The following is a 14397-nucleotide window of genomic DNA, read 5'->3' on the forward strand; positions in this document are numbered from 1 at the left end:
CGGTGCGGATTCAACGGGTGGTTGCAGCAAGCTCGTTGGATCCGTCGCGGCTGAACGGCAACGTCTCCTCGTCGATCCCGACGGTCAGCCCGGCATCGGGAACGTGTAGCTGACGCAGGTGCCATCGACCGACACGACGCCGTCCTGGCGGGTGACCGTCGCGCGGATCTTCATGATCGGCTTGTCCTCGCGGACCTCGAGGACCTCGACGCGGCCGGTGATGGTGTCACCGGGTCGCACCGGCGCCTTGAAGTCCAGGTTCGTGTTCATGAAGACCGACCCCGGCCCGGGCACCCCCTCGGCGGCCGCGCCGTTGATGATCGCTGTGATCAGGCCGCTCTGGACGACGATGCCGCCGAGCTTCGTCGAGCCGGCGAACGCGGCATCGTAGTGCAGCGGGTTGCGGTCGCCGCTGATGGCGGCGAAGGTGTCGATGTCGTCCGGCCCGATCGTCCGCGACCGCTCGGCGGTCTGGCCGACGGCCGGGACCCCGCGAGGCCAGACGGCCGTCCTGCGGATCGGGGGCGCACCGGTCGTGGTCGTGCTGGTCGTGGTGTCCATCGCGGTCCCTCCCTCGTCGTGTGCCGCCACAGTGCCGTCCCAGTACACCCACCGGATCCGCAGTGGTCACCCAGATCGGCGGGCCGTGGTGCCCATGCCGGGACCGGGACGCCCGCTCAGCCCCCGACCGCGGTCGTCCTGACCACGTCCGTCCACGCGCCGGCCCCCGTCGACGCGAAGATCCAACGCCGTCCACGGCCTGACCATGACGAGCAGCCCGAAGTACAGAGGAAGTACGGACTTGGACTGCCGCTACCGGGATCGCCGGCACCACTACATCTGGTGGATGACGAGTGTGGCGCCTGCTGAGGCGGCGAGGTGTCTGATGTCGGGTTCGTCAGACGTCACGATCGTCGCCTGTCGGGACCTCGCGATGAGGGCGACCGACGCATCGACGATGTCGGAGGTGTCGGCGGTCGCGCAGAGCGACCCCACGTCACGGGCCAGCGGCTCGTCCAGGGTTCGGTGACACAGCCGCGGAGCAACTGCGACAGCCGTGCCTGTGGACCGCCGCGCCAGGCCTGTGCGAGCGCACCCGCCGGTACGATGGGTGTGATCCCGCGGCGCAGCGCCGCGTCATGCAACGCCCACATCGGCCGGTCGTTGCGTTCGCCGGCGACCAGCGCGCCGGTGTCGTAGATGATCACGTGCTGTGCGGCAGCGGTCGGCCGATGAGCGCATCGAGCTGGCGGTCGGCCATGGCGCGTTCGTCGGCGGTCAGCCGGCCTTGCTCGGCTTCCCATTCGGCGACGGCAGCAAGGCCGTCCTCGATGCGTATGGTTGTCGTGTGCGAGTCCATTCATGCTGCAACTGCTGGTGCGCCCGACTGCCGGTCCTACCGGCTCAGCGCTTGTGCAGGTGCAGGAGCGCGTCGTCGATTACGTCCAGCGCGCGTAGGTCGTGGCTCGGGTCGCGGGACCTGTCGACGCGACGGTCACAATAGGTGTGAGCGTCGCGCAACCGGCTGTCATCGAACGCCGCCAGGGCCAAGAGATGGTGGCGGACGAGAGGATCTGAGCGACTGTCCGTCGCCGTCAAGTAGTAGGCCGTCGCAGCGATGACGGATGGACTGGCACCGCGATGGAGCTTCATGTCGACCCCTGGACCACTCGTCTCGGAGGCGGGACAGAGTAGGTCACTGGTGCCAGCTTCACCACCATGCGCCCGCCCGACACGTTCACACCCTGTCAGCGCGCGGGTGGCGTGATGTCGCTGACGCCGCTCGGCAGCGTCAACCGTTCGCGCGCTCCGGGACGAACAGCCGGGCTAGCGGGGACGCCGGTAGATCCTCGGTGGAGGCCAGCAGTGATACTGGGGTGTGTGCTATCGGCTCCTCTGCAGTCCTGACCCACCGCGACCGTCGACCACGATGAAGAGTTGATCGAGACGCGTCGGGTGCATGCCATCACCCCGACGCGACCTTCTGGGCGGCGTCCCAGAGGTCGGCTGGAACCTGGCTCGCGCATTCCAACGGCCATCCCCGGGCCCGTCATCCCACGGCACAGCTGCTCGCCACGGCCGACCAGCCACGACAGCACACGCTCATCCAGGGCGTGCGCAGCGGACGACGGTTGCCCGCGGGGTCAATTGCGCAGGCTCTGCACCGGCGCCGGGATGCGCCCGCCGAAGCGGACGAACCGGTCGGACCCGGCTACGCCACGCACCGGTAGCACGACGCTCTCGCCGAACAACCCGCCGAAGCTGACATGATCGCCGGCGGTCATGCCCGGCACCGGGATCAGTCGTGCCGCCGTCGTCTTGTTGTTGCTCACACCGATCGCCATCTCGTCGGCGATCAACGCCGCCACGGTCTCGCCGGGCGTGTCACCCGGGATCGCGATCATGTCGAGGCCCACGCTGCACACGCTGGTCATGGCCTCCAGCTTGTCCAGCGTCAGGCTTCCGTCGGCAGCGGCCTGCGCGAGCGTCGCGTCCTCCATGACCGGGATGAACGCCCCGGACAGCCCGCCGACGCTGCTGCTCGCGAACGCGCCGCCCTTCTTGACCGCGTCGTTGAGCAGCGCGATCGCAGCGGTCGAGCCCGGTGCGCCCACCTCGACGACACCCATCGTCTGCAGGATCTCGCCGATCGAGTCGCCCACCTTGGGGGTCGGGGCGAGCGAGAGGTCCACGATGCCGAACGCCACACCGAGCCGCTCGGCGAGCTCCCGGCCGATCAGCTCGCCGACCCGCGTGACGCGGAACGCGGTGATCTTGATCTCCTCGGCCACGTCGGCGAGCGTCAGGTGCTCGGGCCCCACGTGATCGATCAATCGCTGCAACGCGCGCGCGACGACGCCCGGACCGGACACCCCGATGTTGACGACGGCGTCGGCCTCGCCCTGTCCGTGGACCGCGCCGGCCATGAACGGGTTGTCGTCGGGCATGTTGGCGAACACCACCAGCTTCGCGCAGGCGAACCCGTGGTGGTCGGCGTCCGCGTCGGCGATCGCCCGCACAGTCCGGCCAGCCTGCAACACGGCGTCCATGTTGATGCCGGCCCGCGTGCTGGCGACGTTCACGCTGGCACAGACCCGGTCGGTCGTCGCGAGCGCCTCCGGCAGGCTGTCGATCAGCGCCCTGGCCGTGGGCGTGCTGTGCTTGTGCACCAGTGCGCTGTAGCCGCCGATCAGGTCGACGCCGACGGCGCCCGCCGCCCCGTCGAGGGTGCCGGCGATGGCGATCAGATCGTCATGACCGTGACCTGCTGCGACGGACGCCATGGGCGAGACGGCGATCCGCCGGTTGACGACCGGGATCCCGAACCGCCGCTCGATGTCGGCCGTCGCGCGGCCCAGGTCGCCGGCGTGGCGGACGATCTTGGCGTGCACCTTGTCGCGCAGGTGCCGGGCGACCGGGCTGGAGCAGTCCTGCAGGTCGAGTCCCAACGTGACGGTCCGCACGTCCAGGTGCTCCTCCTGGAACATCCGGATGGTGTCGAAGATCGGATCGGACCGGATCATGATCTGCCTGTCGTGAGGGGCGGCGGCGCCGGGAGCGCGTTCACGGCTGCACTCGCCGGAACGCGATCTCGTTCGTCGCCACGAACAGCCGGTGGTGCTGGATGCGCACGTGCACGCCCGACGTTGCCGTGGCGTGCTCGAGGTCGATCTGCAGCTGGTCGAGCGCGACGTCGGCCGGCAGGTCGACCTCGGCGACCATGGTCACCCGATCGCCGAAAGTCTGACTGTAGAAGTCGGTGAAGTTGCCGCCGCGCGAGGCCACGAGGGCACTGACGGTTCGGACCAGCCCAGGATGGGGACGGCCGGTCGCCGTGAGCACGTAGCGGTCGGCATCCACCGCAGCGGCCGTCGGGGCGCGGTGCGCCACGATCGCCACGGTGGCGTCCGGACCGATCTGCGCCTGGACCTTGTCGCGCAGCACATCGACGTCGACCGCCGCGGGCAACCGCGCACTGATGAGCACTGTGAAGTAGTCGTGCAGCACCGTCTGGCTGAGCGCCAGCAGGTCCACGTCGAGCTCGTCGAGCAGCGTGGCGATGCCGGCGATGATCCCGGTCTGATCGGGTGTGAGGACGGTCAACAGGTGTGAGGGCAAGGGGCTGGCCATCAGGACCTCAGGTGCGGGTGGGCTGAGACGCGATCCGGAGACCGCACGACGCCGCGGCTGTCTACGGTGCCACCGCCGTTGGTGGCGGTGGAGCAAGGGCGACCGGCTCCCGAGATGCTAGCCGTCCGTGACGCTGTGGCCGTCACGCCGCCGTGCGTGACGGCGCCCGGCGGTCACACGCGCATCCCGCGGCGGTCCTCGACGAGCTGTGGCAGGTGTTCGGCGCGACGGCGTGACGCCGAACCGCTGGACGCGACACCGACCACCGGAACCGTGGCGTCATGGCGGACACGCCCGATCTGCGCCCGGTGGCCCACGCGATCCTCGTACCCGGGCCGATCGCCGCGATGCTCGTCGCGCTGTTCCCCGCGTGGCTGTCGCTGATCGTCGGCGTCGCCGGCGTCGTGATCGTGGGCCTGACGCTGCGCCTCGTCGCCGAGCCGGATCAGCGGGCGATGTCGGCGAGCGTGGCCGACGTCAGCCGCACCAGGTCATCGGGGGCGAGCTCGACATCGAACCCGCGTCGTCCGCCCGAGACATAGATCGTGTCGAACAGCGCGGCGGTCTCGTCGAGGACCGTACGGTGCGGCCGCTTCTGGCCGAGCGGGCTGATGCCTCCGACGACGTAGCCCGTACGGCGTTCGGCGGCGGCAGGGTCGGCCATCGTCGCGCGCTTCGCGCCGACCGCCGCGGCCAACGCCTTCAGCTGCAGCCTCGCCGTGACCGGCACGATCCCGACGACGAGCTCACCGTCCACGTCGGCCATCAGCGTCTTGAACACCCGTTCGAGCTCGACGCCGAGCACCGCTGCCGCCTCGAGTCCGAAGCTCTCGGTGTCCGGATCGTGGTGGTACGGGTGGGCGCGGAACGGGACGCCGGCGGCCTCGAGCGCCAGCGTCGCCGGAGTCGTCGGTCCTGTGGACATCGCGTCAAACGGTAGCGGACGTCGTCGTCACGATCGGGGTCCGGCGTCGAGCGCTGCCACATCGCCAGCCGCATTCGATCGCGGCCCGTCAGCCCCGGTCTGCGACGATCCGCAACGCCTCCGCCATCGAGAGCAGCCTGCTGTCGCTGCCCGACGGACCGATCAGCTGCACGCTCACCGGCAGCCCGTCGTCCGCGAGCCCGGCTGGCACCGCGGCGGCCGGCAGACCTGCGAGGTTGGCCGCGGCCATGTTGTGGCACAGCACGTGGCCGAGGGGACGCCAACGGCCGTCGACCTCCACACCCTCGGCGCCATAGGCCGGTGCCGTCGAGGCGACGCCGGGGGCGAGCAGCACGTCGACCGATCCGAGGGCGCGCTCGAACCCGGCGCGCACCGCTTTCGCGTGCGCCGCGGCTCGGAAGTAGGTCGGGCCGTCGATGCGGTCGGCCGATGCCAGGCGATCTCGTGTCGTCGCCGATAGCCCGCCGCTCGACGCGTCCAGCAGGTCGGCGTGCATGACGCCGGCCTCGACACCGATGATCCGATCGGCGTGCCACCGCGCCACCGCAAACGACGGCGTGTCGACCTCGACGACCACTGCCCCATGTGCGGCGAGCGTGTCGGCCACCGACGCGAACGCGACCCGCACGGCGGACGTCCACAGCGTCTCCGTGACGGCCAGACCCACCCGCATGCCTGCGAGCGACGACGCGTCGGCGGTGACGGGACGGTCGGCCATCGCGGCCAGCAGCGGTGCGAGATCGCCGACCGTCCGGGCCATCGGTCCGACGTGATCCAACGTCGGCGACAGCGCCAGGACACCGTCCGTGGGACACCAGCCGCGCGTGGGCTTGAGTCCCGCCACGCCGCACAGGCCGGCGGGGATGCGGATCGACCCGGCCGTGTCGGTGCCGACCGCGCCAAGGCACATGCCCGCGGCGAGCGCCGCTGCGGAGCCGCCGGATGATCCGCCGGGCATCCGGTCGAGATCGGCCGGATTGCGCACCGGCGGTGTGGCGACGCCGTAGGCGAGCTCGTGCGTGGCGGTCTTGCCGATCAGGACCGCGCCCGCCGCCGCAAGGCGCCGCCAGACGACGGCGTCCGCGGTCGCAGGTCGTGCATCGAGCCCGTCGATCCCCGCCCGCGTGGGGACGCCTGCGACGTCGACGATGTCCTTGACGCCTACTGGGATGCCGAGCAGCGGTCGGTGGCCGTCCGGGTCGTCGGCGAGCTCAGTGGCCGCCTGCCGTGCCTGCCATCGCGCGCGTTCGGCGGTGACCTCGGCGAACGCCCTGATCGTCCCGTCACGTTCCACGATGCGATCGAGGCAGGCGTCGGCCACCTCCACGGGCGACAGCTCACCGGCGCGGTACGCGCGGGCCGCGTCGACGATCGTCGGGACGGGCGTCACGGGCGTGATGCTACGTGAACGCGCGCAGGCCGGTCATCGCCTCACCCACGATCAAGGTGTGCATCTCGGCCGTGCCCTCGTAGGTGATGACCGTCTCGAGGTTCTGCATGTGGCGCATCACCGGGAAGCGGTCAGTGATCCCGTCGCCGCCCAGGATGCTGCGCGCCGTCCGCGCGATCTCGAGCGCCTCGCGCGTGCTGTTGAGCTTGCCGAGACTGGTCTGCACGTGCACCAGGTCGCCCGCGTCCTTGCGCCGGCCGAGGTGCACGGCCAGCAGGAGGCCCTTGCTGAGCTCGAGCGCCATGTCGACGAGCTTGGCCTGCGTGAGCTGGAATGCGCCGATCGGTCGTCCGAACTGCTCGCGGGTCGTGGCGTGCGCGACCGCAGCCTCCAGACACGAGCGCGCCGCCCCCAACGCACCCCAGACGATGCCGTAGCGGGCCTCCTCGAGGCAGTGCAGCGGCCCACTCATCCCCTCGGCACCGGGCAGGACGGCAGCGCCCGGCAGGCGCACCCCGTCGAGGTGCAGCTCCGACGCCGCCGACACGCGCAGCGAACGCTTACCGGTGATCGGCATCGACGCGAACCCGTCGGCTTCGGCGGGCACCACGAACCCACGCACGCCGTCGTCGGTGTGCGCCCACACGATGGCGACGTCGGCGATGGTGCCGTTCGTGCTCCACCGCTTGTGGCCGTCGAGGATCCAGTCGCCACCGTCACGCCTGGCACGGGTGCGCATCTGTGCGGGGTTGCTCCCGGCCGTCGGCTCGGTCAGCCCGAAGCAGCCGACGGCACGACCGGATGCCATGTCAGGCAGCCACCGGTCCTTCTGCTCGTCGGAGCCGTACCGCCACAGCGCGTGCATGGCCAGCGAGCCCTGCACCGACACGAAGCTGCGGATGCCGCTGTCGCCGGCCTCGAGCTCCATGCAGGCCAACCCGTACGACACCGCCGACGCGCCAGCGCACCCGTAGCCGTCGAGGTGCATGCCGAGCAGCCCGGCAGCGGCGATCGGCTCGATGAGCTCCGTGGGGAAGTGCTCACGGTCGTGCCAGGCCTCGACGTCATCGAGAACGTGGGCGTGCACAAGTTCACGCGTGCTGTCACGCCAGCGCCGCTCGTCGCCGGACAGCAGCGCGTCGACATCCACGAGATCGATCGGATCGATCGGCGCACCCACCGGTCAGGCTCCTCGCTCGGCGTCCGGTGCCGACGCAGCGTACGCCGCCGACGTGTGCGCGACCGCGGCGGTGCGTTCGCGGTAGCGGCGGTCCCACACGAGCAGCATCGCGCCCGCGAGTGCGGCGCATGCGGCGGTCGCGGTCGCGAAGCGCGGTCCTGTGAGATCGGCGAGCCCGCCGTTGACGATCGCCGAGATCGGCCGGCTGCCCAGGAAGGTGACGCCCCAAAGCGCCATCACCCGGCCGCGGACGTCCTCGTCGATGCTGCGCTGCATGCGGGTCGTGACGGATGTGATCGCACCGAGGAAGCAGAACCCGGCGACCAGCAGTGCGCCCGCCGCGACCCACACGCTGGGACTGACGGCGAACCCGATGATGCCGCAGCCGAACCCCGCGAGACCCCAGACGCCGAGACGGTCCTGTCCAAGTCGCTGGCGGGACCGGCGCAGCACCAGGCTGTGCAGCGCCGCGCCGCCACCGAAGCAGGCGACGAACACGCCGACGGCGGCCTCGCCCGCGCCGAGCAGGTCCGCCATCGGCGGCGTCAACGTGTTGATCGGGTCGCTGGTCCAGCCGATCGTGGTCGTCGCCGCCAGCAGCACGAGCAGGTTCCGGTCACCGCGCACCAGGCGCAGCACCTCGCGCACCGAACCGTCGGTGTCGCCGGAGCGCTCGACCTGGCGCTGACGGATGAGCAGCAGCACGACGACCAGTGGGACGAACGTCATGGCGTTCGCGACGAACCCGAGTCGCGGTCCACCCAACAGCAGCACGCCGGCCGCGAGCCCGGGTCCGATCGCGCGTCCCAGCGTGAAGGTCACTGAGTTGAGCGCGATGGCCTGGTCGAGATCGACGGGGGGGACGAGCGCCGGCACGAGTGCCTGCATCGCCGGGATCGCAATGGCCTGCCCGATCCCGATCACGACCGTGGCACCGATGATCGGCCAAGGTCCGGGCAGGCCGTCGACCCCGACCAGCCAGGTCCAGACGGCGAGGGTGGCCGAGGCCATCAGCGAGAGCGTCTGGCCGACCAGCAGCATGCGACGTCGGTCGACGCGGTCGCTGACCGCTCCGGCGTAGGGCTGCAGCACCAGCGAGCCGAACCACAGCGCGCCCGAGACGACCCCGGTCAGCGTGGCCGACCGCGTGATCGCGAACACCGCTGTCGCGGCCGACACGTTCTGGATCCAGTTGCCGCAGTTGGAGATCAGGTTGCCCGCGAAGTAGCGCCCGAACGTCGGGTCGACGAGCAACTCGCGGACGGACCGCTCAGCCGCATCGACGGCCTGCGCTGTGGTGGATGGCACCCACCGACGGTACCCCGCGTCAGCACTCCACCGCCGACCGACTGTGGGCGGTACCGGCCACAGCCTCCTCCCGAACCGGCCGTGACCGCCGGTCAGCACGCTCGAGCCAACCACCGACCGTTGGTGTCAGCCGACTCTCGGAGTGGCGACACATGATCAGGTTCGGGGTCGACCGCACGATCGCGCGTCCCGTACCGAGGTGTTGGGAGGATCGGCTCCGTGACCCCCGATGATCCTGATGGGTAGCCGCATCTTGGAATCGCGCCACCGCCATGTCCGCGACGGGCCGATGGCGCGACCCGCATCCCGCCGTGCAGCCCTTCAAGCAGGCGCTGGTCGAGGATGGCATCCCATCACGCAGTTCACCTCCGCCTTGCGAACGGCTCTGCTGGAACACCTCGGTCGAGCAGAGCGCAGTCCCGGCACCCGCCCGGAGCCGCGAGGGTCAGCCCCGCTTCCGCGCCGCGGCGCGATCGTGGGCGAGCGACGCCATCCGCGCGACCTTGTCACGGTCGGTCGGGTTGACGATGGCCACCCAGCCCTGGGCGGCGTACTGCGGGTGGGGAAGGACGGCGTTGCTGCCGCTGTAGTCGATGTCGTCGCTGGCCGGGGGGACGTGCGTTCGACCCACATGCAGGTTCAGCCGGAAGGCGTCGGGCCGATCGAGATGGGAGACCTCGTCCCACCCGAGTGTGTCGTGTGTGACTATGGTCGCGAAGGGCCACTTCTGGTCGTTGGTGCCATCGGGGTCGTAGTAGCAGAACGTGTCACCCCAGGCCGCTTCCGGCGAGCCGTTCTCCTCCGACGCGACGAACAGCCTCGTCCCCGGGAGCGCGTCGAGCAGTTCCTGCACCTCGGCCTCGGTCATACGAGGAAGTATCCCACGGCGGCCGCGCGCGGATCGCGGCGGCGCGCCGCGGAGCACGTCAGTTGGCGAACGCCTGCATACCCGTGATCTCACGGCCAACGATGAGTGCCTGAATGGTGTCAGTGCCCTCGTAGGTGTAGGTCACCTCGACATCGGCCAGGTGCCGGCCGACCTGGTACTCGATCAGCAGGCCGTTGCCGCCCATGATGTCGCGGGCGTCCTGGCACACGGTCCGGGCGGTCGCGGCGCAGTGCATCTTGGCGACTGACGCGACGGGTCCCGTCGCCCGACCCTCGGCCGCGAGCTCCGCCATCCGCATGCACATCAGGCGCATGCCGGTGATCTCGGCCACCATCCGCGCGAGCTTGTCCTGGATCAGCTGGAAGCTCGCGATCGAGCGGCCGAACTGCTCCCGCTCCATCACGTACTGCAGCGCGTACGTGTACGCGGCCTCTGCGTGGCCGACCGCCTCCCACGCCACCCCCATGCGGCTCTTGCCGAGGAACGCCTGCGTGTCCTTGAACGACTTCGCGAGCACAAGTCGGTTCTCGGCGGGGATGCGGACCCCATCGAACCACAGGTCCGACTGCAGCACGGCCCGGCGGCCCATCTTCCCGGTGATCACCTCGGCCTTGAACCCGTCGACCTTGCGCCCGTCGGGGTGCTCGACGATGAACGCGCCGACGTCGCCATCGTCGTCACGTGCCCACACGATGACGATGTCGGCCCGGTCGCCGAGGCCGATCCAGCGCTTGCGGCCGTCGAGCACCCAGCGGTCGCCGTCGCGCCTGGCGCGGGTCTCGAGCGCCACCGCGTCCGAGCCGTGTTCCGGTTCGGTCAGCCCGAACGCGCCCAGCTTCTCCATACGTGCCATCGACGGAAGCCAGCGCTGCTTCTGCTCGTCGGAGCCCAACATGGCGATGGTGCCCATGGCCAGGCCCGAGTGCACGCCGAAGACCGTGCAGAAGCTGCCGTCAGCGCGCGCCAGCTCCAACGAGACCAGCCCGTTGGCGAGCTGTGACAGGCCGGCACACCCGTAACCCGTCGTTGTCCCGCCGGCGATGTCGAGCTCCACGATGCCGGGCAGCAGGTCGGTCATCGACTCCGCCGCCTCCCAACGCGCGTTGGCGTAGGGCACGACCTCCTTGTCGCACCATACCCGCACACGGTCCTTCACGGCGCGGTCCTGGTGGGGGAGCATGTCATCGAGGTGGTACAGCTCGGTCGGCTCGATCACTGGCACGGCGGAGCCCCTTGTCGTCATCGGTTCCATCCTGCCCCCGTCGTGACCACCGCGAACGAACGCAACGACTGTCCGCGGCGAGGCACGGTGGGCCGCACCGACACCGGCGCACGCTGCAACGGTCCGGCGCCGGCGCTGACCCTGAAGATGCTGACCTACGACAACCCCCAGGTCCGTACTCCGAGGAGGCCGGACCGCGTGGCGAGCTGCTCAGCAACTCCCGCGACCGGCAGTCGGGCCACGCCCATCACAGCGCACGATGGTCAGCAACTGTAAGCTACTATCTCATGGTAGTCACTAACGCAAACCGACCCGCCTCGCTCCGCGAGCGCAAGCGGCTGGACGCGATGAAGCGGGTGCAGCGTGTCGCGCTCCAACGCTTCCGCGAGCAGGGCTTCGACGCGGTGACGGTCGAGGAGATCGCCGCCGTCGCCGAGGTGTCACCGATGAGCGTCTACCGCTGGTTCGGAACGAAGGAATCGCTGGTCATCTGGGACGAGTTCGACCCGCCGATCCTGTCCGCCGTCGCGCATCGTCTCGCGACGCACGCCCCACTCGACGCCGTGCGGGACGCGCTCGTCGACCTACTCGATGACGTCTACGACCGCGAACGCGACATCGCGCTCGACCGCGCGCGCCTGATCTACGCGGAGCCGGCACTGCTGGCGGCCGCGGACCGCAACGCCCGTGCACTGCGAACCGCCCTCGCCGAGGTGTTCACGGAGGGTGGCGTGCCGACGGACCGGGCGCGGATCGTCGTGGCGGTGGCGGGTTCGTTGCTCGAGGTGGCGGTCGACGCGTGGCAGCGCGACGACGGCCGCCGACCGCTGGCAGACCTGTTGACCGACGTGTTCGCGACCCACGCCACGCTGCGGGACGGTGCGGCATCCACGGTGGAGTACGCCTGACATGGTCAGCGACCGGGTGGCGGTCGTGGTCGAGGACCTGCGCTTCACCTATCCCCGGGCGTCGCGCCCAGCGGTCGACGGCATGAGCTTCACGGTGCACGACAACGAGATCCTGGGGTTCCTCGGACCGAACGGCGCCGGCAAGACGACCACCCAGCAGATCCTGACCGGCCTGCTGGAGGGGTGGACGGGCACGGTCACGATCCTCGGACGCGACCTGCAGTCGTGGGGGCGCGAGCTCTATGACCACATCGGGGTCAGCTTCGAACTGCCAGCCGGCTATGCGCGACTGACGGTCCGCGAGGACCTGTCGCACTTCGGGCTGCTGCACGCGACCGAGCCCCGTGACATCGACGAGCTGCTCGAGGCCGTCGGGCTCGCCGCAGCCGGGGGTCAGGCGGTCGGCACGTTGTCGAAGGGCATGCGCGTCCGGCTCAACCTGGCGCGCGCGATGCTGCACGGCCCCAGCCTGTTGTTCCTCGACGAGCCCACCAGCGGACTGGACCCCGTCACCGCCCGGAGCATCCGGACGCTGATCGCGGCCGAGCACGACCGCGGCACGACCATCCTGCTGACCACCCACGACATGCAGACGGCGGCCCTGCTGTGTGACCGCGTGGCGTTCGTGGTCGACGGATGCATCGCTGCGTGCGACACCCCGCGCACCCTGACGATGCGCGACCGCAACCGCCGGGTTCGCGTCGAGTACCGGGACAGCGGACAGGTGCACAGCCGGACGTTCTCGCTGGACGGTGACCGGGACGACCTGGTCGCGGCGCTGGCCAACCCCGACGTCGAGACGGTGCACACCACCGAGCCGACGCTGGACGACGTGTTCGTCGACATCACCGGACGGCGGCTGTGACCGCGCTCACCGGGCGGGTCTCACCTCACACCAGCCGCGGCCCCGGACGCGGAGGGCGGGAGCGCGTCGGCCGGTTGGCCCGCACCGAGGCGCGACTGCTGTGGCGGTTCGGCGTGGTCGCCGCCACAGCGGTGGTCACCGGGCTCTGGATCGCCGTCGTGCGGGTGGTGCCGGCCCCGGCGCGCAGCACGGCAGCGGCAATCGTGCTGCTGACCGACGTCGCAGCACTGGGCTTCCTGTTCGTTCCGGCGCTGCTGGTGCTGGAGCGGCTGGAGGGTATCGAGGCGGCCCTGCACGTGACGCCGGTCCGGCCGGGCGAGCGTGTCACGGCGCGCATCGCGATGATCACCGGTCTGTCGATCACGGCCGGGTTGGGTGTCTGTCTCGGCGCGGGCGTCGCGAACGTCCCACCGCGGATCGCCGGTGTCGCGCTGCTCGCCGCGCTGCTCGGTCTGACTGCGTACGCGGTGACCGCGACGTCGGCGACGCTGACCGACGTGCTCATGCGTGCGCCGCTCGTTGCCGCGCCGCTGATCGCACCCGCGCTGGCGCACCTGGCCGGCCTGACGACATCACCGGCGCTGTATGCATCGCCGGTGACGAGCGCCGTCGACCTTCTGCTCGGTCGGACGACGTGGAGCGGCATCGCCTGGCTGACGTTGTGGACCGTCGTCACGGCGGCGTGGATCGTACGCGCGCCACGACGGTCGTCGGCGGCAACGCGACCCGCATCGTCGGTCCAGGTGTCCCCGTCATCGCGGCCGTGGCCCGGACGCGGGCGCCGGTATCGGCCGAGGACGGCGATCCGATCGTTCGCTCGCGCCGATCGTCGGACGCTGGTGCGCGACGGCATGCTGGTGGCGCTGGTGGTCAGCGTGCCGTTGCTCACAGGTGTCACGCGTCTGGTCGCATCGGTGGGCGCCGAGTGGGCACGACAACGGCACGGTGTCGCACTCGTCCCGCACCTCCCGCTGATCGAGGGACTGCTGCTGGTGGTCCACACGCCTGTGGTGTTCGGATCACTGACCGGCCTGCTCATGCTCGAGGACCGTGACGCCGGACTGTTCGGCCCCCTGCACGTCACGCGTGCCGGACTGTCCACGCTGCTGGCCTACCGCCTGGGCGTGACGGCGCTGCTGACGACGACCGCACTGGCGGCGATGCTGCCGCTCGACGGCGTGCCGCACCCGGCGGGCGCGGCCGGCACGACCGCGACAGCCGTCGCCGCAGGCGCGGTCAGCGTCGTGCCGGCGCTGCTGATGGCGGCGACGGCCACCAACCGGGTGCAGGGCGTGGCGGTGATGAAGGGGCTCGGCCTGCCGCTGTACCTGCCGCTGGCGACGTGGTTCATGGACGGTCCCGCCCGGTGGGCGTTCGTGCCGCTACCCACGTCATGGGTGCTGTGGACGTCGTGGGCCGCGACGCCTTCCGCCGCCGTGTCGGCGGCGGTCGTCGGTGTCGCGGTGTCGCTGGTCTGCACCGTCGTGCTGATGCGTCGGCTGCACCGACGCGCGAGCGCTGTGTGACATCGGCGTCATCGTGCGCACCTGCGGGTCCG

13 protein-coding genes are annotated in these 14397 nt (G+C 70.6%); 3 read left to right on the forward strand and 10 right to left on the reverse strand.

Annotated features, from left to right (window positions below; all coding sequences use genetic code 11):
• Window positions 1–84 precede the first annotated feature (84 nt).
• The 10 genes from VFZ70_10185 to VFZ70_10230 form a co-directional block, all read right to left on the reverse strand.
• Window positions 85–561: a MaoC family dehydratase gene (locus VFZ70_10185; protein HEX6256163.1), complete on the reverse strand. Its 477-nt coding sequence runs from the start codon at window positions 559–561 to the stop codon at window positions 85–87.
• Between the two features lie 643 nt (window positions 562–1204).
• A complete protein-coding gene (locus VFZ70_10190; protein ID HEX6256164.1) occupies window positions 1205–1360 on the reverse strand; it encodes a hypothetical protein in 156 nt (51 codons plus the stop codon).
• A gap of 784 nt (window positions 1361–2144) precedes the next feature.
• A complete protein-coding gene (locus VFZ70_10195; GenBank protein ID HEX6256165.1) occupies window positions 2145–3524 on the reverse strand; it encodes a PFL family protein in 1380 nt (459 codons plus the stop codon).
• Between the two features lie 40 nt (window positions 3525–3564).
• Window positions 3565–4131 (reverse strand): ACT domain-containing protein, encoded by a 567-nt coding sequence (locus tag VFZ70_10200; GenBank protein ID HEX6256166.1) that lies wholly within the window; start codon window positions 4129–4131, stop codon window positions 3565–3567.
• Window positions 4132–4576: 445 nt separating this feature from the next.
• The gene (ybaK, locus tag VFZ70_10205; protein HEX6256167.1) at window positions 4577–5056 is read right to left on the reverse strand and encodes a Cys-tRNA(Pro) deacylase; all 480 of its coding nucleotides are present in this window, start codon (window positions 5054–5056) and stop codon (window positions 4577–4579) included.
• A gap of 88 nt (window positions 5057–5144) precedes the next feature.
• Window positions 5145–6467 (reverse strand): amidase, encoded by a 1323-nt coding sequence (locus tag VFZ70_10210; protein ID HEX6256168.1) that lies wholly within the window; start codon window positions 6465–6467, stop codon window positions 5145–5147.
• A gap of 10 nt (window positions 6468–6477) precedes the next feature.
• On the reverse strand, window positions 6478–7647 hold the full coding sequence (locus VFZ70_10215) for an acyl-CoA dehydrogenase family protein (GenBank protein ID HEX6256169.1): 1170 nt from the start codon (window positions 7645–7647) through the stop codon (window positions 6478–6480).
• Window positions 7648–7650: 3 nt separating this feature from the next.
• A complete protein-coding gene (locus VFZ70_10220; protein HEX6256170.1) occupies window positions 7651–8955 on the reverse strand; it encodes an MFS transporter in 1305 nt (434 codons plus the stop codon).
• Between the two features lie 445 nt (window positions 8956–9400).
• Window positions 9401–9823, reverse strand: a complete 423-nt coding sequence (locus VFZ70_10225; GenBank protein ID HEX6256171.1) for a DUF6194 family protein — start codon at window positions 9821–9823, stop codon at window positions 9401–9403.
• Window positions 9824–9881: 58 nt separating this feature from the next.
• Window positions 9882–11087, reverse strand: a complete 1206-nt coding sequence (locus VFZ70_10230) for an acyl-CoA dehydrogenase family protein (GenBank protein HEX6256172.1) — start codon at window positions 11085–11087, stop codon at window positions 9882–9884.
• Between the two features lie 326 nt (window positions 11088–11413).
• On the opposite strand from VFZ70_10230, the gene VFZ70_10235 reads away from it, so the two are divergent.
• Genes VFZ70_10235 through VFZ70_10245 form a run of 3 tightly spaced genes read left to right on the forward strand, consistent with a single transcriptional unit; the run spans window position 11414 to window position 14365 of the window.
• Window positions 11414–11974 carry a TetR family transcriptional regulator gene (locus VFZ70_10235; GenBank protein ID HEX6256173.1) on the forward strand — a complete coding sequence of 187 codons (561 nt, stop codon included), beginning with the start codon at window positions 11414–11416 and terminating at the stop codon, window positions 11972–11974.
• Window position 11975: 1 nt separating this feature from the next.
• Entirely contained in the window at window positions 11976–12839 is an 864-nt protein-coding gene (locus VFZ70_10240) for an ABC transporter ATP-binding protein (GenBank protein HEX6256174.1), read from the forward strand.
• On the forward strand, window positions 12836–14365 hold the full coding sequence (locus VFZ70_10245) for a hypothetical protein (GenBank protein ID HEX6256175.1): 1530 nt from the start codon (window positions 12836–12838) through the stop codon (window positions 14363–14365). The genes VFZ70_10240 and VFZ70_10245 overlap by 4 nt, the downstream gene beginning before the upstream one ends.
• Window positions 14366–14397: the final 32 nt, after the last annotated feature.

It is taken from the genome of Euzebyales bacterium, assembly GCA_036374135.1.
In the GTDB taxonomy this organism is placed as follows: Bacteria; Actinomycetota; Nitriliruptoria; order Euzebyales; family JAHELV01; genus JAHELV01.

What these genes read in the sequence shown, in the direction of transcription:
- VFZ70_10185 (HEX6256163.1), bottom strand. Translation starts at nt 561, where the DNA reads ATGGACACCACGACCAGCACGACCACGACCGGTGCGCCCCCGATCCGC.
- VFZ70_10190 (HEX6256164.1), bottom strand. Translation starts at nt 1,360, where the DNA reads ATGGACTCGCACACGACAACCATACGCATCGAGGACGGCCTTGCTGCC.
- VFZ70_10195 (HEX6256165.1), bottom strand. Translation starts at nt 3,524, where the DNA reads ATGATCCGGTCCGATCCGATCTTCGACACCATCCGGATGTTCCAGGAG.
- VFZ70_10200 (HEX6256166.1), bottom strand. Translation starts at nt 4,131, where the DNA reads ATGGCCAGCCCCTTGCCCTCACACCTGTTGACCGTCCTCACACCCGAT.
- ybaK (HEX6256167.1), bottom strand. Translation starts at nt 5,056, where the DNA reads ATGTCCACAGGACCGACGACTCCGGCGACGCTGGCGCTCGAGGCCGCC.
- VFZ70_10225 (HEX6256171.1), bottom strand. Translation starts at nt 9,823, where the DNA reads ATGACCGAGGCCGAGGTGCAGGAACTGCTCGACGCGCTCCCGGGGACG.
- VFZ70_10230 (HEX6256172.1), bottom strand. Translation starts at nt 11,087, where the DNA reads ATGACGACAAGGGGCTCCGCCGTGCCAGTGATCGAGCCGACCGAGCTG.
- VFZ70_10235 (HEX6256173.1), top strand. Translation starts at nt 11,414, where the DNA reads ATGAAGCGGGTGCAGCGTGTCGCGCTCCAACGCTTCCGCGAGCAGGGC.
- VFZ70_10240 (HEX6256174.1), top strand. Translation starts at nt 11,976, where the DNA reads ATGGTCAGCGACCGGGTGGCGGTCGTGGTCGAGGACCTGCGCTTCACC.